General features: G+C 39.5%; 21 protein-coding genes. All 21 read left to right on the top strand.

All coding sequences use genetic code 11. The features are described 5' to 3' along the window. Positions 1-11: 11 nt before the first annotated feature. The 21 genes from rnpM (at position 12) to ymfI (ending at position 24,352) form a co-directional block, all read left to right on the top strand. Positions 12-290, top strand: a complete 279-nt coding sequence (rnpM, locus tag PLANO_RS09635) for an RNase P modulator RnpM (protein ID WP_038704245.1) — start codon at positions 12-14, stop codon at positions 288-290. Further along, positions 290-634 (top strand): YlxQ family RNA-binding protein, encoded by a 345-nt coding sequence (locus PLANO_RS09630; RefSeq protein WP_038704244.1) that lies wholly within the window; start codon positions 290-292, stop codon positions 632-634. The genes rnpM and PLANO_RS09630 overlap by 1 nt, the downstream gene beginning before the upstream one ends. Then, positions 612-2,957, top strand: coding sequence for a translation initiation factor IF-2 (gene infB / locus PLANO_RS09625; protein WP_038704243.1), 2,346 nt, complete (start codon positions 612-614; stop codon positions 2,955-2,957). The genes PLANO_RS09630 and infB overlap by 23 nt, the downstream gene beginning before the upstream one ends. Beyond that, entirely contained in the window at positions 2,954-3,232 is a 279-nt protein-coding gene (locus PLANO_RS09620; protein ID WP_038704242.1) for a DUF503 domain-containing protein, read from the top strand. The genes infB and PLANO_RS09620 overlap by 4 nt, the downstream gene beginning before the upstream one ends. Positions 3,233-3,250: 18 nt before the next feature. Continuing rightward, the gene (gene rbfA, locus PLANO_RS09615) at positions 3,251-3,601 is read left to right on the top strand and encodes a 30S ribosome-binding factor RbfA (RefSeq protein WP_038704241.1); all 351 of its coding nucleotides are present in this window, start codon (positions 3,251-3,253) and stop codon (positions 3,599-3,601) included. A gap of 64 nt (positions 3,602-3,665) precedes the next feature. Beyond that, positions 3,666-4,595 (top strand): tRNA pseudouridine(55) synthase TruB, encoded by a 930-nt coding sequence (gene truB, locus PLANO_RS09610; protein ID WP_038704240.1) that lies wholly within the window; start codon positions 3,666-3,668, stop codon positions 4,593-4,595. Between the two features lies 1 nt (position 4,596). Continuing rightward, the gene (gene ribF / locus PLANO_RS09605) at positions 4,597-5,547 is read left to right on the top strand and encodes a riboflavin biosynthesis protein RibF (protein ID WP_038704239.1); all 951 of its coding nucleotides are present in this window, start codon (positions 4,597-4,599) and stop codon (positions 5,545-5,547) included. A gap of 135 nt (positions 5,548-5,682) precedes the next feature. Then, a complete protein-coding gene (gene rpsO / locus PLANO_RS09600; RefSeq protein ID WP_038704238.1) occupies positions 5,683-5,952 on the top strand; it encodes a 30S ribosomal protein S15 in 270 nt (89 codons plus the stop codon). Positions 5,953-6,101: 149 nt separating this feature from the next. Further along, positions 6,102-8,219: a polyribonucleotide nucleotidyltransferase gene (gene pnp, locus PLANO_RS09595; protein WP_038704237.1), complete on the top strand. Its 2,118-nt coding sequence runs from the start codon at positions 6,102-6,104 to the stop codon at positions 8,217-8,219. A gap of 60 nt (positions 8,220-8,279) precedes the next feature. Next, positions 8,280-9,506: a M16 family metallopeptidase gene (locus PLANO_RS09590; protein ID WP_038704236.1), complete on the top strand. Its 1,227-nt coding sequence runs from the start codon at positions 8,280-8,282 to the stop codon at positions 9,504-9,506. A 79-nt stretch (positions 9,507-9,585) separates the two neighbouring features. After that, positions 9,586-10,623 (top strand): aspartate-semialdehyde dehydrogenase, encoded by a 1,038-nt coding sequence (locus PLANO_RS09585; RefSeq protein ID WP_038705430.1) that lies wholly within the window; start codon positions 9,586-9,588, stop codon positions 10,621-10,623. A gap of 127 nt (positions 10,624-10,750) precedes the next feature. Continuing rightward, the gene (locus PLANO_RS09580) at positions 10,751-12,418 is read left to right on the top strand and encodes a ribonuclease J (RefSeq protein WP_038704235.1); all 1,668 of its coding nucleotides are present in this window, start codon (positions 10,751-10,753) and stop codon (positions 12,416-12,418) included. A gap of 78 nt (positions 12,419-12,496) precedes the next feature. Then, entirely contained in the window at positions 12,497-14,848 is a 2,352-nt protein-coding gene (locus PLANO_RS09575; RefSeq protein WP_038704234.1) for an FtsK/SpoIIIE family DNA translocase, read from the top strand. 175 nt (positions 14,849-15,023) lie between these two features. After that, entirely contained in the window at positions 15,024-15,752 is a 729-nt protein-coding gene (locus PLANO_RS09570; RefSeq protein ID WP_038704233.1) for a GntR family transcriptional regulator, read from the top strand. Positions 15,753-15,799: 47 nt separating this feature from the next. After that, positions 15,800-16,873: a BMP family lipoprotein gene (locus PLANO_RS09565; RefSeq protein ID WP_038704232.1), complete on the top strand. Its 1,074-nt coding sequence runs from the start codon at positions 15,800-15,802 to the stop codon at positions 16,871-16,873. Positions 16,874-17,037: 164 nt separating this feature from the next. Beyond that, positions 17,038-18,597 (top strand): ABC transporter ATP-binding protein, encoded by a 1,560-nt coding sequence (locus tag PLANO_RS09560; protein WP_038704231.1) that lies wholly within the window; start codon positions 17,038-17,040, stop codon positions 18,595-18,597. Continuing rightward, positions 18,587-19,636, top strand: coding sequence for an ABC transporter permease (locus tag PLANO_RS09555; protein ID WP_038704230.1), 1,050 nt, complete (start codon positions 18,587-18,589; stop codon positions 19,634-19,636). Before PLANO_RS09560 ends, PLANO_RS09555 begins: the two co-directional genes overlap by 11 nt. A gap of 1 nt (position 19,637) precedes the next feature. After that, positions 19,638-20,597 carry an ABC transporter permease gene (locus PLANO_RS09550; protein ID WP_038704229.1) on the top strand — a complete coding sequence of 320 codons (960 nt, stop codon included), beginning with the start codon at positions 19,638-19,640 and terminating at the stop codon, positions 20,595-20,597. Positions 20,598-21,067: 470 nt separating this feature from the next. Then, positions 21,068-22,342, top strand: a complete 1,275-nt coding sequence (gene yfmF / locus PLANO_RS09545; RefSeq protein WP_038704228.1) for an EF-P 5-aminopentanol modification-associated protein YfmF — start codon at positions 21,068-21,070, stop codon at positions 22,340-22,342. Continuing rightward, positions 22,335-23,636, top strand: a complete 1,302-nt coding sequence (gene yfmH / locus PLANO_RS09540) for an EF-P 5-aminopentanol modification-associated protein YfmH (protein ID WP_038704227.1) — start codon at positions 22,335-22,337, stop codon at positions 23,634-23,636. The genes yfmF and yfmH overlap by 8 nt, the downstream gene beginning before the upstream one ends. Beyond that, on the top strand, positions 23,633-24,352 hold the full coding sequence (gene ymfI / locus PLANO_RS09535) for an elongation factor P 5-aminopentanone reductase (protein WP_038704226.1): 720 nt from the start codon (positions 23,633-23,635) through the stop codon (positions 24,350-24,352). The genes yfmH and ymfI overlap by 4 nt, the downstream gene beginning before the upstream one ends. Positions 24,353-24,380 lie beyond the last annotated feature (28 nt).

Raw genomic sequence — 24,380 nt, 5'->3', positions numbered from 1 at the left:
GGTGATGTCCGTTGGCTCTACAAAAGAAAATTCCATTACGGAAGTGTGTAGCTACAGGCGAGATGCATCCTAAAAAAGAAATGACACGCGTTGTCCGTTCAAAAGAAGGCGAAGTATCCGTCGATTTGACTGGTAAAAAATCAGGACGCGGTGCATATCTTTCAAAAACGGAAGATGCCATCGCGACTGCCCGCAAGAAAAAAGTGCTGGACAAGCAATTGGAAGTTAAAGTTCCAGATGAAATTTATGATGAGTTAATTCGCGTCGTTCTTAGAGAGCAGTTGAAATAATGACTAAAGAAAAAGTTCTACAATTACTTGGATTAGCTACACGTGCAAGAATGACTATTTCTGGTGAAGAAATGTCCGTGAGCGAAGTTCGAAAAGGTAAAGCAAAATTAGTAATCATTTCTGAAGATGCTTCAGACAACACAAGTAAGAAATTGCATGATAAATGCAAATCGAACGGGGTAGAACTTCGTGTTTTTGGATCCCGTTACGAGTTGGGACATGCGATAGGTAAAGAAGAGCGAGTAGTAATTGCAATCACAGATTCAGGATTTGCAAAAAAACTAATCAGCTTGATTGAAGAAATTAATCGGGGGCGAGCAGATGACCAAAATTCGAGTACATGAATATGCGAAAAAAGTAGATAAGCCAAGTAAAGAAATCATCAATGAATTGTCAAAACTAAATGTCAAAGTACAAAACCATATGGCAACATTAGAAGATTCAGATGTAACAAAATTAGATGGTATTTATAAAAATGCTGGAGCTGGGCAACGTCCACAAGCACAATCACGTCCAGCAAGCCAATCACGTCCGGCGCAAGGGCAATCACGTCCATCAGGACAAGGCAGCCAGTCACGCCCGTCACAAGGTCAACGTCCATCGGGACAAGGAAGTCAGTCGCGTCCATCACAAGGCCAACGTCCATCAGGACAAGGCAGCCAGTCACGTCCGGCAGCAGCAGCTCCGAGTCAAGGACAATCCCGTTCACAAGGGAATGGTCAACGTCCAACGACACCTGCAAAATCGGGTTCGAACTTTACACCAAAAGCAGCGAAACCAACAGCAGGACCGGGTCAACGTTCTTCAGGACGTCCAGGCGGGAACCGTGGCGGATTCCAAAACCGTAAAGGAAAAGGCAAACAGCAGCAACCAGTAAATCCGTTGCCACCTATGCCTAAAAAAGAAAAAGAACTACCTGCTAAAATCACTTTTAGTGAGTCATTAACGGTAGCTGAACTTGCGAAAAAATTAGGACGCGAGCCGTCTGAAATCATCAAAAAATTATTTATGCTTGGTGCAATGGCTACCATTAACCAAGAATTGGATAAAGATACAATCGAATTAATTTGTGCAGAATATGAGGTTGAAGTAGAAGAAGAGATCTTGATTGATAAAACGGATCTTGAAGTTTATTTCGAACCAGAAGATGAGAACTTAAACGAAGAACGTCCACCAGTTGTTACAATTATGGGTCACGTTGACCATGGTAAAACAACATTGCTAGATTCAATTCGTCACACAAAAGTTACTGCTGGCGAAGCAGGCGGAATCACTCAACATATTGGTGCTTACCAAGTTGTTGATAATGGCAAAAAAATTACGTTCCTAGATACTCCTGGTCACGCAGCATTTACAACAATGCGTGCACGCGGAGCTAAAGTAACAGATCTTGCGATTATTGTTGTAGCAGCTGATGACGGCGTTATGCCACAAACAGTTGAAGCAATCAACCACGCAAAAGCAGCAGAAGTTCCAATCATTATTGCCGTAAACAAAATGGATAAGCCAAGCGCAAATCCTGATCGTGTTATGCAAGAATTGACTGAACATGGACTAGTTGCAGAAGCATGGGGCGGGGACACAATTTTCGTTCCGATTTCTGCATTGTCTGGAGACGGCATCGACTCATTACTTGAAATGATTCTTCTTGTGTCAGAAGTTGGCGAATTTAAAGCGAACCCAACACGTCGTGCAATTGGTACAGTTATTGAAGCAGAACTTGATAAAGGCCGCGGTTCAGTTGCTACACTACTAGTACAAGATGGAACATTAAAAGTTGGAGATCCGATTGTTGTCGGAAATACTTTTGGACGTGTTCGTGCAATGGTATCTGATACAGGTCGCCGTGCGAAAGAAGCAGGCCCATCAACGCCAGTTGAAATTACTGGATTGAACGATGTACCTCAAGCTGGAGACCGTTTCGTAGTCTTTGAAGACGAAAAAACAGCTCGTCAAGTTGGAGAAACACGTGCAACTTCAGCACTTCAAGTTCAACGTTCTGAGAAGACGCGTGTGACACTAGATAACTTGTTTGATCAATTAAAACAAGGCGAAATGAAAGAACTTAACTTAATCGTTAAAGCTGATGTTCAAGGAGCAGTTGAAGCAATGGCTGCATCTCTTCTTAAACTTGATGTTGAAGGCGTAAATGTGAAAATTATTCATACAGGTGCTGGTGCGATTACAGAATCTGACGTCTCCTTGGCAGCTGCATCAAATGCAATTGTTATTGGTTTTAACGTTCGTCCTGATGCTAACGCCAAACGCGCTGCTGATGCTGAAGGTGTAGATATTCGCTTACACCGCATCATTTATAAAGTAATCGAAGAAATTGAATTTGCTATGAAAGGATTGCTTGATCCTGAATTTGAAGAAAAAATTATTGGCCAAGCAGAAATCCGTAGCACATTTAAAGTTTCTAAAGTTGGTACGATTGCCGGAAGTTATGTAACAGAAGGTAAAATTACTCGCGATAGCGGAGTACGTGTTATTCGTGAAGGAATCGTTGTTTTTGAAGGCGAAATAGACACGTTGAAACGATTTAAAGACGACGCTAAAGAAGTGGCAAAAGGGTATGAATGCGGGATTACGATTAAAAACTTTAATGATGTTAAAGAAATGGACATTATTGAAGCTTATATAATGGAAGAAATCAAACGTAAATGATCCTCTACATGGAATGCGAATTTTTCATTCCAACGGCACATTCTTTAAAAGATAAGCGGGCAGTTGTTAAAAGCATGCTGACCCGCAGTAGACAAAAGTTCAACGTTTCCGCTGCAGAGATTGATCACCAAAATGTATGGCAACGAACCCGTCTCGCTTTTGTTATTGTGTCTTCATCAAAAGAAGTGGCCGATAAAGAAATGGCACAGGTTCTCTACTATTTGGAAAGCAATCCTGCATGGGAATGCTTGGAGTTTGAAAAAGAATATTTGTAAGAACGAGGTGGACTATCAATGACAATGCGCGCGAATCGTGTAGCTGAGCAGATGAAAAAAGAGCTTAGTGATATCATCAGTCGAAAACTGAAAGATCCACGTATCGGATTTGTCACTGTAACAGATGTTGAAGTTACAGGAGATCTCCAGCAAGCAACTGTATATATCAGCGTATTAGGCGAAGACCATGCAAAAGAACAGACATTGCTTGGGTTAACGAAGTCAAAAGGATTTATCCGTACTGAAATTGGACAACGAATCCGTCTTCGCAAAACTCCTGAACTGTCTTTTGAAATCGATTCATCGGTTGCATATGGCAATCGGATTGATACATTATTGCGTGATATTCAAGAACCAAAACAAGATTAAAACAAAGCCCGCTGTCTATTTAGATAGTGGGCTTTTTTGCATGAAGCAAAGGGGTTAAAATGATATGGCATTAAACGGAATTTTACCGTTATGGAAAGAAAAAGGAATGACTTCCCACGACTGTGTTTTTAAACTAAGAAAAATTTTACAAACAAAAAAAGTAGGACATACAGGCACCTTAGATCCCGAGGTAGACGGGGTGTTACCAATTTGTATTGGCAACACAACTAAAGTAGCTGAATATATCACCGACCAAGGAAAGACTTATGAAGCGGAAGTGGCGATTGGTTATTCAACTGAAACGGAGGATGCTACCGGTGAAACAGTGGATACGGATCTAACAGAAAAGTTTATTACGCGTGAGCAAGTAGAATCCGTATTACTTCAATTAACGGGTAATATTAAACAAATCCCACCTATGTATTCGGCCGTTAAAGTAGATGGAAAAAAATTATACGAATATGCACGCCAAGGAATTCCTGTTGAACGGCCAGAGCGTACCGTTCGTATCGATTCTATTGAATTATTGGATGACGATATACAGTGGTCAGGTCAAAATATCAAATTTAACATTCGCATACGTTGCGGAAAAGGCACTTATATTCGTACATTAGCTGTTCAAATTGGACAAGCTTTAGGCTATCCTTCGCATATGTCTAGACTGACTCGTACGGAATCAGGGAAATTCAGTCAAAAGGATTGCGTGACACTTGCTGAGGTAGCTGAACTTACGCAAAGTGGACAAATAAATGATGTTTTGAAGCCGCTAAGTTATGGATTAAGTATGTTCCCTTTTATGGAAATCGAACATAAACAAATTTTTGCTGTGAAAAATGGACAAGTACTAGCACGGCACTCTATTCTCGACCAAATGGGATTTGTTGTGTTGACGTACAAAGGACAGCCTGTAGCACTTTATAAAAATCATCCTGAAAAGGCCGACAAAATGAAACCTGAAAAAATGTTCGGTTTTCCGACAGCAGACGAGGTGTAGTATGGAAATTATTCATTTAACTTATCCGAATCAGGTAAAGCCTGAAATCAAAACGGGACCTTTATCATTAGCTCTTGGTTTTTTTGATGGGGTACATAAAGGTCATCAGCGCGTAATAGGTGAAGCTATTTTACAGGCAGAACAAAAAGGCATTAAATCAGCAGTTATGACTTTTGATCCGCATCCATCACTTGTGCTGGGCGGAAGAAAAGAAGAAGTTTTTTATATAACTCCCATGCAGCAAAAAATGGATATTTTAGCAAGCATGAATGTGGATTACTGCTTTATCATTCGATTTACATCAGAGTTTGCCAAGTTGACACCTGAAGAATTTATCAATTTTTTTATTACAGATTTAAATGCAAAACATGTCACAGCGGGCTTTGACTTTTCATTTGGTTGCAAAGGAAAAGGTGATATGTACTTAATGAAAGAGATGAGTATGGGTCGTTACGGCGTCACAATCGCTGAGAAGTTAGAAGAAAGTGATGAAAAAATTAGCTCAACTCGAATTCGTGAGTTGTTAAAGAGAGGGGAAACCGGTAAAGTGTGTCACTTACTCGGCCGACCTTTCCGAGTTTCAGGGACCGTTGTCAACGGCGATAAACGAGGACGCACAATCGGTTTTCCTACTGCTAACATTGAACCTGAACTTGGCGCAGTCGTACCAAATCGAGGCGTTTATGCTGTGAAGATTCGCGTGCAAGGTAAAGTATATAACGGAGTCTGCAATATTGGTTACAAGCCGACATTCAATAATCCAGATGTAAAAAAACAAGTAATTGAAGTTCATATTCTTGAATTTGATAAGTCGATTTACGGAGAAATGGTAGAGGTTGAATGGCATGATCGCATCCGTGATGAGCAAAAGTTTTCTGGGATAGATGAGCTGAAAGCACAAATTCAGCGTGATAAATTGACGGCTGAAAAAATCTTTAGTCGTATTAATTAATCCGTGCGGTTGATTTTAAAAATCCCTTATGCTATTATTTATGAGTACTAAAAGTACGAACCGTTGCTTGGCAAATCGAATCACCAACGTTTGCTCAGTAATTGGGGATATTAGAAATTAGGAGGTGGAAACAGTATGGCAATCACTCAAGAACGCAAAAATGAATTGATTAGCGAATACAAAGTGCACGACACAGATACTGGGTCTGCAGATATTCAAATCGCTATTCTTACAGAAGACATCAACAACTTGAATGAGCACTTACGTACTCACAAAAAAGATCATCACTCACGTCGTGGTCTATTCAAAATGGTTGGACGCCGTCGTAACTTGCTAAAATACTTACGTGAAAACGAAGTAGCTCGCTACCGCGAGTTAATCGCAAGACTTGGCCTACGCCGTTAATAGTAAACAGTAAAAGCGGGATTCGTCCCGCTTTTTCTTTATGGATAAAACTTTAAACTATCGCATCGCACATTCGATGCCTTTTTGATACACTACTATTAGGTACATATAGTATATAGATACACGGTAAGAGAGAGGAGCTCGATAATATGGAGCAAACAAAAAAAGTTTATACACTTGATTGGGCTGGCCGCGAGTTGCAAGTTGAGGTCGGTCAATTAGCAAAACAAGCTAATGGAGCAGCGTTAATCCGTTACGGCGATACAGCAGTTTTATCTACAGCAACTGCATCAAAAACACCAAAGCCATTAGACTTTTTCCCATTAACGGTAAACTATGAGGAACGTCTTTATGCTGTTGGTAAAATTCCTGGTGGATTTATTAAACGTGAAGGACGTCCATCTGAGAAAGCGACATTAACAAGCCGTTTAATCGATCGTCCAATCCGTCCATTATTCCCAGATGGTTTCCGTAATGAAGTTCAAGTAATTTCAATGGTTATGTCTGTCGATCAAGATTGCCCGTCAGAAATGGCTGCAATGTTCGGATCTTCACTCGCATTAATGATTTCAGATATTCCTTTTGGCGGACCAATTGCTGGCGTTATCGTTGGATTGATCGACGGTCAGTATATTATTAACCCAACAAACGAACAACTTGAGCAAAGCTCAATTAACTTAATCGTAGCTGGAACAAAAGATGCGATTAACATGGTTGAAGCAGGAGCGAAAGAAGTTTCTGAAGAAATCATTTTAGAGGCTATTATGTTCGGTCATGAAGAAATCAAGAAATTGATTGCTTTCCAAGAACAAATTGCTGCAGAAGTTGGTAAAGCAAAAACAGATATTAAACTGTATGAATTAGATGCAGAATTAACTTCTTCTATTAAAGAAGCTGTGGAAACTGACTTGAACACTGCTGTTCAAATCAACGAAAAGCAAGCGCGCAATGAAGCAATAGATGAAGTTAAGGCACGTGCAATGGCTGCATACGAAGAATCCGAGGATGCAGTTAAAAAACAAGCGGGTCAAATTCTTGATAAAATGGTCAAAGAAGAAGTTCGTCGTCTAATTACAGACGAAAAAATCCGTCCGGATGGCCGTGGACCTTCTGAAATTCGCCCATTGTCTTCTGAAGTTGGCGTTTTAAACCGTACGCATGGTTCTGGTCTATTCACACGTGGCCAAACACAAGCAATGAGTATTTGTACACTAGGTGCATTAGGCGATGTTCAAATTATTGACGGTCTTGGCATTGAAGGTACAAAACGCTTTATGCATCATTACAACTTCCCGTTGTTCTCAGTTGGTGAAACTGGATTTCTTCGTGGACCTGGACGCCGCGAAATCGGTCACGGAGCACTTGGCGAACGTGCACTAGAAGCCGTTATTCCAAACGAAAAAGATTTCCCTTACACAATTCGTTTAGTTGCAGAAGTATTAGAATCAAATGGTTCGACTTCACAAGCAAGTATTTGTGCGTCAACACTTGCGATGATGGATGCGGGTGTTCCACTTACAGCACCAGTAGCAGGTATTGCGATGGGTCTTGTTAAAAAAGGCGAAAACTATACTGTATTATCGGATATTCAAGGGATGGAAGATTACCTTGGCGATATGGACTTTAAAGTAGCAGGTACTGCTAAAGGCATTACAGCTCTTCAAATGGACATTAAAATCGATGGTCTTTCCCGTGAGATTTTAGAAGAGGCTTTGGCGCAAGCTCAAATCGGTCGTATTCATATTCTTGAATCAATGATTGCGACGATTGCTGAACCAAGAACAACTCTTTCTAAATATGCACCAAAAATCATTATGGTGAAGATCAACCCAGACAAGATCCGTGACGTTATCGGACCTGGTGGTAAAGTGATCAACAAAATCATTGATGAAACTGGTGTTAAAATTGATACTGAGCAAGACGGTACAATCTTCATTTCATCTGTAGATGAAGAAATGAACGCTAAAGCAAAAGCGATGATTGAAAACATTGTTCGCGAAGCAAAAGTTGGCGAATATTACGAAGGTAAAGTAAAACGCATCGAGAAGTTTGGCGCATTTGTTGAATTGTTCCCTGGAAAAGATGGGCTTCTTCATATTTCTGAAATCCAAGAAGAACGGACAAAAGAAGTGGAAGATGTCTTGAAAATGGACCAAATCATTCAAGTCAAAGTAATTGAAATTGACCGTCAAGGCCGTGTAAACTTATCACGTAAAATTGTTTTAAAAGAACAAAAAGAAGCAGCTGAAAAACAAGATCAAGAATAAAGTTAACCATAAAATTGCCGACTTTGTCGGCAATTTTTTACTATGAGGAGGAACATGCACATGGTGACTACACAGACTTGCAAAAATGGATTGCGCATTGTTTCCGAACACATTCCCCATTTTCATTCTGTCGCAATGGGTGTCTTTGTTAATAACGGATCCCGTGACGAATTACCAGAAGAAAATGGCATTACTCATTTTATCGAACATATGTTATTTAAAGGGACAAATGAACGAACAGCTAAAGAAATAGCTCGTGAATTTGACCGGATTGGCGGGGACATTAATGCCTACACGTCAAAAGAATATACATGCTACTATGCTAAAGTATTAGACCATCATGCAGAACACGCAGTAACCGTACTTGCTGATATGTTTTTCAATTCGCAGATGGACCCAGACGAGTTTGATAAAGAACATCAAGTCATTCTTGAAGAAATTAGCATGACAGAAGATATGCCGGATGACGATGTTCACGAGCAGCTTTGGCGTGTCATGTATCCACAAAATTCAATTGGTGCACCGATACTCGGAACTGCTGAAACTTTGGCAAGCTTTACACCGCAGAAGATTCGCGATTATATGAATCGCCATTACACACCAGCTAATACAGTTGTGTCAGTTGCAGGAAATATTACACCAGCATTATTAGAAAAGGTTGAAGCATTGTTTGGGAATTTTGATAGAGAAGAAAATCCTAAACACTATGAACTTCCTAATTTTACATCGGGCTATTCATTAAAAAACAAAGAAACCGAACAAGGTCACTTATGTCTTGGTTATCCGGGTTTGTCTTTAAATGATCCAGATATTTATAACATCACGGTGTTAAACAATATTATTGGGGGTTCTATGTCTTCAAGATTGTTCCAAGAAATTAGAGAGCAGCGAGGGCTAGCCTATTCTATTTTCTCTTACCATTCGGCCTACTCAGATCATGGAACTTTGGCGATTTACGGGGGGACTTCAGACGAACAAATGACTGAAATGCAACAAGTTATTTTAAACTTATTGAAAGAACTAAAAAACGGTGGTATTACAGAACAAGAAATCACAGATTCTAAAGAGCAGCTAAAAGGCAGTTTAATGCTCGGACTTGAAAGTACTAGCGCACGCATGAGCCGCAATGGTCGGCATGAATTGCTTTTAGGCAAACACCAGTCTTATGAAGAAGTCTTGACGCAGATAGACCAAGTATCTCTTCAAAAAGTAATGGGCTTATTAGAAATTCTCATGGAAACACCAGCTGTTTCGATCATCAGACCAAAAGAAGCTTCCTTAGTTTAAGGAAGCTTTTTTGTGTTTTTGTTCCTTTAACACACTAAATTATGTTACAATAATTCAAATCATCATCGAAGGAGCGAATATTTTGAAAACATACAATGTGGCAATTATGGGAGCAACGGGTGCAGTTGGTCAACAAATGAAAGAGCAATTGGAAAAACGAAACTTTCCTATAAAAGATATCGTGTTTTTGTCTTCTAGTCGTTCAGCTGGAAAAGAAATTGAGTTTAATGGTAAAGTTTATACAGTGCAAGAAGCTAAGCCAGAGTCATTTGAGGACATTGATATTGCGTTATTTAGTGCTGGCGGTAGTATTTCTGAGAAATTTGCGCCAGAAGCTGTTAAACGCGGAGCAATTGTCATTGATAATACAAGTGCATTCCGTATGGACGAGGAAGTGCCGCTGGTTGTACCTGAAGTAAATAAAGCCGATCTTCGTTTACACAAAGGAATTATTGCCAACCCGAACTGCTCAACGATTCAAATGGTTTGTGCGTTGCAGCCGTTAAAAGAGTTATATGGCATGACAAAAGTTGTCGTTTCTACTTATCAAGCCGTTTCAGGTGCTGGAATTGATGCCATCAATGAATTAAAAGCGCAAGCAGCGGATTTTGATAACGCAAAAAATGCAGAAGCAAAAGTATTGCCAGTTAAATCGGCAGAGCACCATTATCCAATTGCTTTTAACGTGGTTCCTCAAATTGATCAATTCACTGACAATGGTTATACATTTGAAGAAATGAAAATGATCAATGAAACGAAAAAAATAATGCATGATGATTCGTTGGCTGTAGCAGCTACTTGTGTGCGCCTACCGGTAGTCACTGGTCATTCAGAGTCGATCTACGTAGAACTCGAAAAAGAAGCAACTGTCGATCAAGTGAAAAGAGCTATGATCGACGCACCTGGAGTTGAGCTGATGGATGATCCATCAAAACAAATTTATCCGATGCCATTAATGACGGCTGGTCTTGATGAAGTATTCGTTGGACGCATTCGTCAGGATTTAGATAACCCGAATGGTTTCCATCTATGGGTGGTTTCAGATAACCTAGTTAAAGGTGCTGCATTAAATTCTGTACAAATCGCGGAAGCATTAATCGAAGAAAATATCATTTAATCGTAAACAATAATCTTTTAAAATGACCGGCCAATGTGCCGGTTTATTTTTTCTTTGGACTGTTTCCGGTGATTCCCGTATAATGAAGTCTATGGATGTGTACGGGTGAAATTTAGGAGGAAATAAATTGAGTAAAATTAAAAATGAAGTAATAAGAGTTATCCCTTTAGGCGGCGTCGGAGAAATCGGCAAAGCAATGTATGTAATTGAAATTGACGAAGATCTATTTGTCGTTGACAGCGGATTAATGTTCCCGGAAGATGAAATGCTTGGTGTTGATATTGTCATTCCGGATATGACTTTCTTAGTAGAAAACAAAGATCGCGTGAAGGGTGTCTTCTTAACACACGGACATGAAGATGCGATTGGATCAATTGCTTATCTATTAAAGAAAATCCAAGTGCCTGTTTACGGTTCGAAATTAACAATCGCATTGGCTAAAGAACATATTAAAGAACAAGGTTCTTTAAAACATGTGAAGTTCTTTGAAGTAACAAACAAAAGCCGTATGAACTTTGATAAAACACATGTGACATTTTTCCACACAACACATAGTATTCCTGACGCATTAGGAATCGTCTTCCACACATCAGAAGGCGCGATTGTGCACACGGGCGAATTTAAATTTGATCAATCAGCTAAAGGCAGCTATAAGCCTGATATCGCAAAAATGGCGAAATTAGGAGAAGATGGCGTCTTAATGCTATTGTCTGACTCAACTGAAGCAGAACGTCCAGGTTATACAACATCAGAAATTGTTGTTGCTGACCATATTTTGTCTGCCTTTCTAGCAGCTGAAGGCCGCGTAATGGTATCACTTTATTCATCAAACTTTATCCGCATCCAGCAGGTATTTGATATTGCGGCAGCTACAGGTAAAAAAGTTGCTGTAGCCGGTAGAAGTCTTGAAAGCAGCTATGAAGTCGGTTTAAGACTTGGTTATTTGACTGTAGATGAAGATACGGTTATTTCGTTAAAAGACTTAGAAAATTACCGCGATGACGAAGTTGTTATTATTGTTACAGGTAATCAAGGTGAACCGCTTGAAGCATTGGATAAAATGGTTCGTAAGCAACATAAAGACGTAAAGATCAAACCAACAGACACGGTATTAATCACATTCACACCATCACCCGGTATGGAAGTTCCAATGTTCCAAACAATGAACAAATTGGCGAAAGCTGGAGCGAACGTTTTAACTGCAAGTAAAAAAGTTCACGTTTCAGGTCACGGCAGTCAAGAAGATTTGAAAATGATGCTTAATATGATGAAACCAAAGTATTTCATCCCGATTCAAGGTGAATACAAAATGCTTATTGCACATTCCAAGTTAGCTCAGCAAGTAGGCTTGAACAAGTCAGAAATATTTATCGCTGATAAAGGCGATATCGTAGAATATAAAGGTGGTAAAGTTCGCATGAGCGGACGTGTTACAGCTGGAAATGTATTGATCGATGGCATTGGCATTGGCGATGTTGGGAATATTGTACTCCGCGACCGTAAACTCTTATCACAAGATGGGATTTTCATCGTTGTGGTTACGTTAAACCGTAAAGAAAAGAAAATTGCATCTGGTCCAGAAATGATTTCACGTGGGTTCGTATATGTTCGTGAGTCAGAAGAACTTATGGAAGAATCGACGCGTCTTGTTCGTAAAGTAGTTGAAAAATACGTGACAAGAGATGCATTTGAGTGGAACAATATTAAGCAAGAAATTCGTGATACATTGAATTCTTATTTGTTCCAACAAACTAAGCGTCGTCCAATGATTATCCCAATTATTATGGAATACTAAGAAAAAAGTAAAAGGATTTCCATACCGATTTTATCGGAGGAAATCCTTTTTCGATTATGGAAGAAGTGAGGGATAGCTATGAATAGGGCTCGTGAAACTGCCAAGAAAAAATCACAAGCTAGAGCGAGAGCAAGGACAAAAGTGAAACCAAAGGCAAAGACAAAAAATAAAAAAAGACAACCAATGCCAATGATTGCCTATGAAGTCATCGGTCTAATATTATTAGGCATTGCTGTTTTGATGACTTTTCAACTCGGCGTTATTGGCAAAATGTTTTACAATATGGCCGAATACCTGGCAGGATATATGGCGTTCTTAATCCCATTATTACTAGTTTTTGTCGCGATATTTGTAATGGTGAAGCGCGAATGGCCAAAACCTAAGATGAAAGTGGCGTTTGGATCCGCATTTGTGTTGATTGGAATTTTGTTGATTTGTCATTTAATATGGGCAGCAAATAGCATTTTGCCAATCACTTCCTCAAATGTTATTGCCGAAACAATCCGCACCACTAAAATGACCGGCACTATATGGAATAGTTATTTAGCGACTGGCGGTGGGATACTAGGGGCTTTACTATATGCGTTATTGCATGTGCTCTTTGATACAGCAGGTACGTGGATTGTTGCCATCATTCTACTATCGATTGGCGCGATTATTTTAACAGGAAAAGCAGCAGCACCATTTATCGCCGAAAAAATACCAAGTATGCGTCCGTTTCTCGATTCGTTAATGAATCGCTTTAAACAAAGCAAGCCTAAAAAAGCACGTGCTCCTCGTAAGAAATCAGAACCCGAACAAGTTTTGGAAATCAATGAATCCTTGTCTTATGATGAAGATGACAACCAAGATGAGGATCCTTTATACGAGCAAAAACAAGAAGCACCGATTATTTCGGCATTTACTGAAAACGTTAAACCGAAACAGGAGACACCTCCAAAAGTTGCTGAAGAACAACAAGAGACTGGAGAGGTCCAGTTACTATCAACAGCTGAAGAACTAGAAAATGAGGAATATCAATTACCTCCAATGAGTTTATTGACTCTACCACCTCATCACGATCAAAGTGGAGAATATTCAGGCATTCAAAAAAATGCTAAAAAACTTGAAAAAACCTTCCAAAGCTTTGGCGTAAGAGCAAAAGTAACGCAAGTTCATTTAGGTCCTGCAGTTACAAAATACGAAATATTGCCGGATACCGGTGTGAAAGTAAGTAAAATTGTTAGTTTACATGACGATTTAGCTTTAGCTCTAGCTGCACGTGATATTCGGATTGAAGCTCCAATTCCAGGGAAATCAGCAATTGGTATCGAAGTACCAAACTCGGAAGTTTCGATTGTTAGCTTACGAGAAGTATTGGAATCAGAAGAAAATAACAAACCGGATGCTAAATTATTATTCGCTTTAGGTAGAGATGTGACAGGTCAAGCTGTGATGACCGAATTAAATAAAATGCCGCATCTATTAGTTGCGGGTTCAACTGGTAGCGGGAAATCAGTATGTATAAACGGAATTATCACGAGTATTATTATGCGTGCTAAACCGCATGAAGTGAAAATGATGATGATTGACCCGAAAATGGTCGAATTAAACGTTTATAACGGCATTCCGCATCTTTTAGCACCTGTTGTGACAGATCCACGAAAGGCAGCACAAGCTTTAAAGAAAATCGTTTCTGAAATGGAGAGAAGGTACGAACTCTTTTCTCATACAGGCACTCGAAATATTGAAGGATATAACGAATATGTACGAGTTTTTAATGAAGAAAATGAAGACAAGCATCCAAAGCTGCCATTTATCGTCGTTATTGTCGATGAGTTGGCTGATTTAATGATGGTTGCTTCAAACGAAGTAGAAGATGCAATTACTCGTTTAGCCCAGATGGCACGTGCGGCAGGAATTCATTTGATCATTGCGACACAACGACCGAGTGTTAACGTTATTACAGGGGTCATTAAAGCGAATATTCCATCCCGTATTGCGTTTGCTGTCTCATCATCGATCGATTCTCGTACAATACTAGACATGGGCGGTGCTGAGAAATTACTTGGCCGCGGTGATATGCTATTCTTAGGTGCTGGCCAATCAAAACCAGTACGTGTTCAAGGAGCGTTCTTGTCCGATTCTGAAGTTGAGAAAATTGTAGACTTTGTTATCGAACAACAAAAAGCGCAATATCAAGAAGATATGATACCGAGTGAAATTGATGAGACCAAAATAGACGAAGAAACTGATGAAATTTACGATGAAGCTGTTAAATTAGTTACAGAAATGCAAACAGCATCTGTTTCGATGTTACAACGTCGTTTCCGTGTAGGATATTCGCGAGCTGCAAGAATTATTGATCAAATGGAACAACGAGGTGTTGTTGGCCCGTATGAAGGTAGTAAGCCACGAACGGTACTAGTTCCAAAGCAGGAAGAATATTGAGGAATTTGAAGTTAATTGTGATAAATTAATCACTAGTTTATTGGTTCGAGAACCGAAAATTCGCTGAATTCGACAAATTACTATTTATTTCGTATCTAATAAGTGTTATAGTAATTTTGATTAGTAGGAATGTTTTACATCAGATGTCTGATCTCTGTCATGGGTGGTGAATCGTATGACAATTAAATCGGATCATCGTGCTTTGTACCTTCAAGTAATCGATCGAATGAAACAGGATATTGCTGCGGGCGTCTACAAAGAGAAAGAGAAGTTGCCGTCCGAATTCGAATTATCGAAAACACTTGGAGTCAGTCGAGCGACTTTACGAGAAGCGCTTCGGCTGTTGGAAGAAGATAATACGATCATCAGACGCCACGGAGTTGGGACATTCGTCAATTCAAAACCTTTGTTTTCATCAGGGATTGAACAATTAACGAGTGTTTCTGATATGATCCGCCAGGCAGGAATGGAACCCGGTGCTATTTACTTAAGCACGTCAGAGGGCCTTTCTTCTGAAGAAGATATAAAACGCTTTCATTGCACTGCCGATGATACCATCATTACTATTGAACGCGTTCGTACGGCAAACAGCGACCCTGTAGTTTATTGTATTGACAAGGTTCCTTCCGCGTATTTGCCTACAGATTTTTTAAAGCGCACAGAAAGTTCCATTTTTAAAGCGATTGAAGAATCTGGAGACATTCATATCTCCTATGCGGTGACATTTATTGATCCGACTGGTTATCATGAAGATGCTTCGCCAATCTTGGAATGTGAACCGGAAACAGCATTACTTGTTTTAAAACAGCTCCATTACGATGAAGACGATCGATTGGTGCTTTATTCAAAGAATTACTTTAGAGCTGATAAATTTAGCTTTCATGTAGTTCGCAAACGTATGTAAAACATCAAATTCCTGCTAATATCAAAAAAACCTTGGGGGTTATTACATTGACAAAACGTAAATTTGGTCTAGGTTTATCATTAATGCTTGCTGCTGGAACTATGCTTGCTGCCTGCGGTAGCGACGAAGAAACTTCAAACGGAGAAACTGGTGGAGGAGAAGGCGGAGAAGAAACTTCTGACTTTTCAGTAGCCATGGTTACGGATGTTGGAGGAGTAGACGATAAGTCCTTTAACCAATCTGCTTGGGAAGGTCTTCAGCAATTTGGTAAAGACAATGGCCTTGAAAAAGGCGATGGTGGCTATGACTATCTTCAATCTGCATCAGATGCGGATTACAACACCAACTTGAACAATTTAATCCGTCGCGATTTTGATGTTGTCTACGGAATTGGGTTCTTGATGGAAGGTGCTGTAAAAGAAATCGCTGAACAACAACCTGAAGCACAAATTGCAATTATTGATGCAGTAGTTGATGCTCCAAACGTTGCAAGTGTTCTTTTTAAAGAACAAGAAGGTGCATTCCTTGCGGGTGTAGCAGCGGCTTTAATGTCTGAAACAAAGAAAATTGGTTTTGTTGGTGGAATGGAAATTCCAGTAATTGAGCGTTTTGAAGCTGGATTCCTAGCAGGAGTTGAAGCTGCAGATCCTTCAGTTGAAGTTGATGTTCAATACACAGGTGCTTTTGATAAAGCGGAATTAGGTAAAACAACTGCAAACCGTATGTATTCTGCTGGAGCAGATATCATTTTCCACGCAGCTGGTGGTACGGGTAACGGTGTCTTCACTGAAGCAAAAGAGCGTAAAGAATCAAATCCAGATGACAACATTTGGGTTATCGGAGTTGACTCGGATCAATACGATGAAGGTCAAACTGGCGATGCTAACGTAACATTGACTTCTGTTTTAAAACGCGTAGATACAGCTGTAATCAATATTTCTGAACAAGCAATGGCAGGCGAATTCCCAGGTGGCGAAACAGTTACTTACGGTTTGTCTGATGAGGGTGTAGATTTAGCTGATTCACGTGGAGCAATTTCTGAAGACGTGATGGCGAAAATCGAAGAATTTAAACAACAAGTTATCAGTGGGGATCTTGAAGTTCCTGAAACTGTAAAGTAATAGTTTTTTAAGACGGTCATCATAAAGGCCGGTTTAACCGGCCTTTATGATTTTTTTTGTCTCTAAGATAGAAATTAATAGATGAAAGGTTTTTAGTAACGGAAGCCTTTCCTGTATTAATTAAATTTTTTAAAAAAGTTAGCAGTCTTGAGGGAGTGACAACAGTGGAGTATGTAATCGAAATGCTGAATATCCGTAAAGAGTTCGGTTCATTTGTTGCTAATGACAATATTACGCTGCAACTGAAAAAGGGTGAGATTCACGCACTATTGGGAGAAAATGGCGCGGGAAAATCGACTTTAATGAACGTTTTATTCGGTTTGTATAAGCCAGAAGGCGGAGAAATTCGTGTTCGCGGAAAGAAAGTAGATATCTCTAATCCGAATATAGCAAATGAACTTGGAATTGGAATGGTTCATCAACATTTTATGTTAGTCGAAAACTTTTCAGTTACAGAAAACATCATTTTAGGTACCGAGCCAACAAAATACGGCGTTACCAATAAAAAAGACGCCGCTAAAAAAGTACAGGCATTATCTGAACAATATGGTTTAAATGTAGATCCAAATGCCATAATTCAAGACATATCGGTAGGTATGCAACAACGGGTTGAGATATTAAAAACCTTGTATCGTGGAGCAGAAATCTTGATCTTTGATGAACCAACAGCTTCATTAACACCTCAAGAAATAGTCGAATTGATTCAAATCATGAAACGTTTAATCGCTGAAGGAAAATCCATTATTTTAATTACGCATAAACTGAAAGAAATTATGGATGTTTCTGACCGTGTAACTGTTATACGAAAAGGACAAGGAATCGGGACCGTTATTACAGCAGAAACAAACCCGAACGACCTGGCATCCTTAATGGTTGGACGTCATGTAGAATTTACTACAGTAAAAGGGAAAGCGTTTCCAGGAGAAGAAATTTTGGACATTAAAGATTTAGTTGTCCTTGATTATCGTGGAATTGACAAGGTTAAACATTTAAACTTGAATGTTCGTAAGGGTGAAATTGTCGGCATTGCGGGAATTGATGGAAATGGACAATCTGAATTGATTGAGGCGATTACGGGTCTTCGAAAAGTAAAGAGTGGAACTATTTCAATCAATGGAAAAGATGTTACCAATATGAAACCAAGAAAAGTAACAGAGTCTGGTGTTGGTCATATTCCCCAAGATCGACATAAGCATGGACTTGTATTAGATTTCCCAGTTGGTCATAATATTTCGCTTCAAACGTATTATGCTAAGCCAATTTCTAAAAGAGGCATCATCAATTACAACAAAATTAATGAAAAAGCATTGCAAATTATTAAAGACTTTGACGTACGAACGCAAGGTCCATCAGAGTTAGCTCGTTCACTATCCGGAGGAAATCAACAAAAAGCGATTATTGGTCGTGAAGTTGACCGAGATCCAGATTTGTTAATTGCGGCATTGCCAACTAGGGGATTAGACGTTGGGGCTATTGAATTTATTCATAGCCGTTTAATTGAACAGCGTGACAAGGGGAAAGCCGTACTATTGATTTCGTTCGAATTAGACGAAGTTATGAATGTTTCAGATCGCATTGCCGTTATTCATGACGGAGAAATTGTGGATATTGTGACGCCAGAAACAACAACCGAACAAGAATTGGGCTTGTTAATGGCAGGACATACTGATCAGAAGAAAAAACAGGATTTGACACAGAAAGGTGAGGATCAGCATGTCGAATAGAGCGACCAATCTCTTGGTCCCCATCATTTCCGTTATTTTAGGATTGTTGGTCGGCGCAGTTATTATGCTGGTCAGCGGCTATAACCCAATTGAAGGCTATGCTGCTCTTTGGAACGGAATTTTTGGAGACTTATATACAATCGGTGAAACAATTCGCCAAATTACGCCTTATTTATTAGCCGGTCTTGCAGTAGCTTTTGCATTCCGCTCCGGTTTATTCAATATCGGTGTTGAGGGGCAATTAATTGTTGGTTGGTTTGCTGCAGCTTACGTTGGAGTAGCTGTAGAATTACCAAAAATTATTCACTTACCATTAGCGATTTTAGCTGCAGTTGCAGCTGGTGCATTGTGGGGCTTCGTACCCGGTCTTTTAAAAGCCAAATTCCGTGTACATGAAGTTATCGTTACCATCATGATGAACTATGTTGCATTACACGTAACAAATGCATTAATTCGTACAGTTTCTGACGGAGGAGACCGCACAGGCAATATTTACGCAAGCGCCTCTTTACGTTCAGAGTTTTTACAAAACTTAACAGAGTTTTCACGACTGCATTTTGGGATTATTATTGCATTAGTGATGGTCGGTGTGATGTGGTTTATTTTAGAAAAAACAACACTTGGGTTTGAGTTGAAAGCAGTTGGATTTAACCAAAATGCTTCGCAATACGCAGGTATGAATGTTGATAAAAACATTATTTTAGCAATGGTCATTTCCGGTGCATTTGCGGGTTTAGGTGGCGCAATGGAAGCGCTCGGAACATTTGAGTATGTGTCTTCTAAAGGTGGGTTTACCGGGATTGGATTTGATGGAATCGCGGTTGCATTATTAGGCATGAACACACCTCTAGGTGTTGTATTTGGTGCTACTTTATTTGGTTCATTAAAGTACGGGGCATTAAATATGCCGAATGCTGCCGGTATTCCAATTGAGATTGTTGAAATCGTTATTGCAGTTATCATCTTCTTTGTAGCTTCGGGCTACATCATTCGCTTGCTGCTGCTTCGTGCATCAGCTAAGAAGAAGGAGGCGAAGTAATATGAGTTTCCTTGAGGTATTATATTTCATCGTTCCTTCAGCAATTTTTTATGCTGCACCACTTATTTTAGTGGCAATTGGTGGGGTCTTCTCAGAAAGATCTGGGGTTATCAACATTGGTCTAGAAGGATTAATGGTTATCGGTGCTTTTGTTGGAATCTTGTTCAACTTATTGTTTGCTGATACATTTGGATCGGCGACACCGTGGATTGCACTAATTGCAGCTATGCTTGCAGCTCTTCTACTATCGCTATTACATGCTGTAGCTTCTATTACATTCCGGGCAGACCAAGTAGTTTCCGGAGTTGCCATTAACCTACTAGCAGCTGCACTATCGATTTACTTAGTAAAACGTATTTTCGATAAAGGACAGACGGATTTTATCACTGAACGTTTCTCGCGTTACAACGTTCCGTTTTTATCAGATATTCCGTTTATTGGTCCACTACTTTTCAAATCTGTTTACAATACGTCATTTTTTGCAATCGGTATTGCCGTACTTGCGTGGTTTGTTATTTACAAAACACCATTTGGTCTTCGTCTTCGTGCTGTAGGGGAACACCCGATGGCTGCTGATACAATGGGAATCAACGTAACGAGAATGCGTTATATTGCTGTTATGATCTCCGGTGGATTAGCGGGTATTGGTGGTGCAATTTACGCGCAGACCATTACCAATGATTTTGGTCATGCTACGATCAATGGTCAAGGCTTTATGGCATTGGCCGCTATGATTTTTGGTAAATGGCATCCACTTGGAGCGATGGGTGCTGCCTTATTCTTCGGATTTGCACAATCATTGAGTATTGTCGGATCATCGCTTCCGTATATCTCGGAGATTCCGAACGTATTCTTATTGATCTTGCCATACGTATTAACGATTCTTGCACTAGCAGGTTTTATCGGTCGTGCTCATGCACCATTAGCGATTGGAAAGCCTTACATCAAGGGTCAACGATAAGAATTTTTAAAAGAGCCGTCGCAATCGGTAGTGCACCCCTTAAAGTTAGATTTGAACTCTAACTTTAAGGGGACACTGCCATCGACGGCTCTTTTCATTTGCTTAACTAAAGCGGTCATCTTATGCCCAGCGAATCTAAACGGCCGCTTTCGCTTTTCTATTGTCTAGCTCCGGTGCCCAGTCCCTCGAGGTCGCTTCGAACTTGCGGATAATGGCAAAAGACGCCATTATCATCAAGTTCTCCAGCGCTTGTCGGGACTAAAACGGGCACCTCCGCTTTTCTTTATAATCCAGCTCAAACGGCCAGATTCTCGGGTCATAAGCTGCCCTGACTGTGTGGCAAAGAACGCCACTTCGCCAGGTCATCTTATGCCCGTCGAATCTAAACGGCCGCTTTCGCTTTTCTTTATTTGCAATTAACGGAAAAAGTTCGGTATAGTTAGAACATGAACGACGAGAGGGGATTTTACATGTTTGAAACAATTAATATTGCTAAAGGCGTAAATGTGCATGTCAATGAGACAACACAATTTAAAACGATAAATTTCTCGATTAAATTTAAGGATAAGCTAACGAAAGAAAAGGCGTCTGCCCGATCGATTTTGGCAAACATTTTGCAACACAGCAACGAAGTTTATCCGTCACATACAGCACTTCGTATGGTACTAGATGACTTATATGGTACTTCTCTTTACATAGATTCATCAAAGCGTGGAAATGAGCACGTTGTGACGCTGAATGTTGAAACAGTAAATGATCAATACCTTTCTGAAAAAGGTGTGTTAGAAAAGGTATTAAACTTGATGTATATCGTTTTGTTTAAACCTAACTTTGAACATGGCTTGTTCAGAGAATCTATATTTACACGTGAAAAGCATTCAATCGTTCAACGTATTGAATCTGTATTTGATGAAAAAACACGCTATGCGCAGCAACGTATGATGGAGTTAGCTCTACCAAACCATCCAGCCTCAATAACGTCAAACGGTACTATTGAAATCGTCGAAAGCGTTACAAATGAACAATTAGTAGCCGAATACAACAAAATGATTTCACAAAATGAAATTGAAATTTATGCAGTAGGCGATGTGAAACCAGAAATGATCGCTTCGTATATTCGTGAATATTTCCATTTTGAAGATCGTGAAAAAGCAATTGCAGCCCCATCAATTGAATTAGTGAAGCCCGAACAATCACGCGTACTTGAGTTTGAAGACATGAAACAAGGAAAATTGCATATGGCATTTTTTACGCCGATTACATTCCGCGATGAGAAGTTTCCAATCATGCAGCTGATGAATGGCGTTTTTGGTGGCTATGCGCACTCTAAATTATTTGTAAACATTCGCGAAAAAGAAAGCATGGCTTATTATGTCTCAAGTTCTTTCGCATCGCAATTTGGTTTAATGTTTGTTCTTGCGGGCATTGATTCTAAATTAGAAGAAAAAGCAGTGAGTTTAGTTTTAGAGCAGTTAGAAGAAGTGAAAAAAGGCAATATTTCAGATGTTGAATTGGATCAAACAAAAGCGTTGCTAATCAATCAATTAAAAGAAGCTCTCGATTCTGCACGTGGACAAATTGATATTTACGATCAATACATGGAATTGACCGATCAATTCGAACCTGAATACATGATTAATAAATGGGAAAATGTGACGAAGAAAGATATCGCGTCAGTTGCTCAGGAATTATCTTTTGAAATGACTTACTTCCTATCCGGTAAGGAGGATGAAACAAATGCATAAAGTTGAATTTGAACAATTAGAAGAAACACTTTTTCATGAAAAGCTAGATAATGGCTTGACGGTTTATATTCTACCGAAAAAAGGTTTTTCGAAAACTTTTGCTACCTTTACTACAAAATACGGTTCGATCGATAACCATTTTGTGCCACAAGGTGGAACAGAGCCAATCAAAGTTCCAGATGGTATTGCTCACTTTTTAGAACATAAAATGTTTGAGAAAGAAGAGGGAGACGTCTTTCAAGAGTTTAGTAAACAAGGGGCTTCGGCCAATGCTTTTACATCATTTACACGGACAGCCTACTTGTTTTCTGCAACAGGAGAAGTTGATAAAAACATCAAAACTTTACTAGATTTTGTTCAAAGTCCTTATTTTACTGAAAAAACGGTGGAAAAAGAAAAAGGTATTATTGCGCAAGAAATTACGATGTACGACGATCAACCCGATTGGCGCTTATATTTTGGGATTATTGAAAATATGTATAAAAATCATCCTGTGAAAATCGATATCGCGGGTACAGTAGAGTCTATTCAAGATATTACGGCGGAACATTTATATACGTGCTATAACACGTTTTACCATCCGTCGAATATGATGTTATTTATAGTAGGAAATGTGGATCCAGATCAAATGATGGCTTTAGTAAAAGAAGACCAATCACAAAAAACATTTGAAGAACCTGCAGAAATAACACGTATTTATCCTGAAGAGCCAAAAGAAGTGGCTATTAAAGAACGCGTGCTAGAAATGAGCGTTCAAAAACCAAAGGTATTTTACGGAATCAAACCAGAAAAACTAGATTTAATTGGTCCTGAAATGCTTAAACATGAGCTGGCAGCTCAGCTTGCTTATGAATTATTATTTGGTCGAACATCTGATTTTTATCATCACGCTTATGAAAACGATTGGATCGATGAATCTTATTCATTTGACTACTCGTTAGAACAAGGTTTTGGTTATGCATTAGTAGGGTCTGATACGCACAAGCCTGATATATTAATAAAAGAAATCAAACATACACTTCAAAATGCAGTTGAAAAATGGCCGTTTGGACAAGAAGATCTTGATCGTGTTCGCCGCAAAAAAATCGGCTTTTTCCTAAGAGCGCTAAACTCTCCAGAATACATTGCTAACCAGTTCACTAATTACGCATTTAATGAAATGAATTTATTTAATGTTGTACCGGTATTAGAGGAGCTCGAGGTTGTTGATTTACAAAATGCATTTGCCTCAGTAAGTCACGAATCTCAGCAATCTGTCTTTACGATTATGCCTGCTAAAAAGGAAGAGCAGTGAAACGCTTTATTGTCTTGCTAGGGGCATCAGGTGAAATTGGTGAAAGCATTGCTCGCCAATTAGCAGGAAGTGGCTGGTCATTGTATTTACACTGGAATGCTAACTCTACAGCAGCACTTGCACAAGAACTATCCGTACTTTACCCTTTACAGGATTTTATACCTGTACATGCTGACTTTGCTCAAGAATCGAGTATACAGCAACTGACAAACAATATATACGATGCTACGGGCATAGTTGTTGCTAGTGGGCAATCATTGGTGAAAATGCTAATTGATACAACAGAACAAGATATGGAAGCTTTATGGCGTGTGCACGTAAAAAATCCGATTTCAGCAATTCAATCGTTATCGTCGTTTTTTCATCGTCACAATAAATCTTATGTTGTTTTTGTTTCTTCTATTTGGGGAGAAATAGGTGCATCTATGGAAACCATGTATTCTTCAGTAAAAGGTGCACAGTTAGCATTTGTTAAAGCTTATGCAAAAGAAATGGCGCCTTTAGGAACGCGAGTTAATGCCGTTTCTCCAGGCTTTATACAAACTAAAATGAACGCTAATTTTTCGCCGGAAGAATTACAGGAAATTGAGGAAGAAATTCCACTCGGACTTGGATCTCCTCAAGATATAGCAGATGCTGTGGACTTTTTGTTAGGAGGAAAAGCAGATTATATGACAGGGCAAACATTGCGCGTTAACGGTGGATGGTTGATGTAATCGCGATTTCTCTAGTCAAATGGCTCTT

It is taken from the genome of Planococcus sp. PAMC 21323 (assembly GCF_000785555.1).
Classification (GTDB): domain Bacteria; phylum Bacillota; class Bacilli; order Bacillales_A; family Planococcaceae; genus Planococcus.
The sequence above is the reverse complement of the archived record's forward strand: the minus strand, read 5'-3'. Positions and strand labels throughout refer to the sequence as shown.

What these genes read in the sequence shown, in the direction of transcription:
- PLANO_RS09570 (WP_038704233.1), top strand. Translation starts at nt 15,024, where the DNA reads ATGACAATTAAATCGGATCATCGTGCTTTGTACCTTCAAGTAATCGAT.
- yfmH (WP_038704227.1), top strand. Translation starts at nt 22,335, where the DNA reads ATGCATAAAGTTGAATTTGAACAATTAGAAGAAACACTTTTTCATGAA.
- rbfA (WP_038704241.1), top strand. Translation starts at nt 3,251, where the DNA reads ATGACAATGCGCGCGAATCGTGTAGCTGAGCAGATGAAAAAAGAGCTT.
- truB (WP_038704240.1), top strand. Translation starts at nt 3,666, where the DNA reads ATGGCATTAAACGGAATTTTACCGTTATGGAAAGAAAAAGGAATGACT.
- infB (WP_038704243.1), top strand. Translation starts at nt 612, where the DNA reads ATGACCAAAATTCGAGTACATGAATATGCGAAAAAAGTAGATAAGCCA.
- PLANO_RS09620 (WP_038704242.1), top strand. Translation starts at nt 2,954, where the DNA reads ATGATCCTCTACATGGAATGCGAATTTTTCATTCCAACGGCACATTCT.
- PLANO_RS09575 (WP_038704234.1), top strand. Translation starts at nt 12,497, where the DNA reads ATGAATAGGGCTCGTGAAACTGCCAAGAAAAAATCACAAGCTAGAGCG.
- ribF (WP_038704239.1), top strand. Translation starts at nt 4,597, where the DNA reads ATGGAAATTATTCATTTAACTTATCCGAATCAGGTAAAGCCTGAAATC.
- PLANO_RS09550 (WP_038704229.1), top strand. Translation starts at nt 19,638, where the DNA reads ATGAGTTTCCTTGAGGTATTATATTTCATCGTTCCTTCAGCAATTTTT.
- pnp (WP_038704237.1), top strand. Translation starts at nt 6,102, where the DNA reads ATGGAGCAAACAAAAAAAGTTTATACACTTGATTGGGCTGGCCGCGAG.
- rpsO (WP_038704238.1), top strand. Translation starts at nt 5,683, where the DNA reads ATGGCAATCACTCAAGAACGCAAAAATGAATTGATTAGCGAATACAAA.
- PLANO_RS09555 (WP_038704230.1), top strand. Translation starts at nt 18,587, where the DNA reads ATGTCGAATAGAGCGACCAATCTCTTGGTCCCCATCATTTCCGTTATT.
- PLANO_RS09590 (WP_038704236.1), top strand. Translation starts at nt 8,280, where the DNA reads ATGGTGACTACACAGACTTGCAAAAATGGATTGCGCATTGTTTCCGAA.
- yfmF (WP_038704228.1), top strand. Translation starts at nt 21,068, where the DNA reads ATGTTTGAAACAATTAATATTGCTAAAGGCGTAAATGTGCATGTCAAT.
- PLANO_RS09630 (WP_038704244.1), top strand. Translation starts at nt 290, where the DNA reads ATGACTAAAGAAAAAGTTCTACAATTACTTGGATTAGCTACACGTGCA.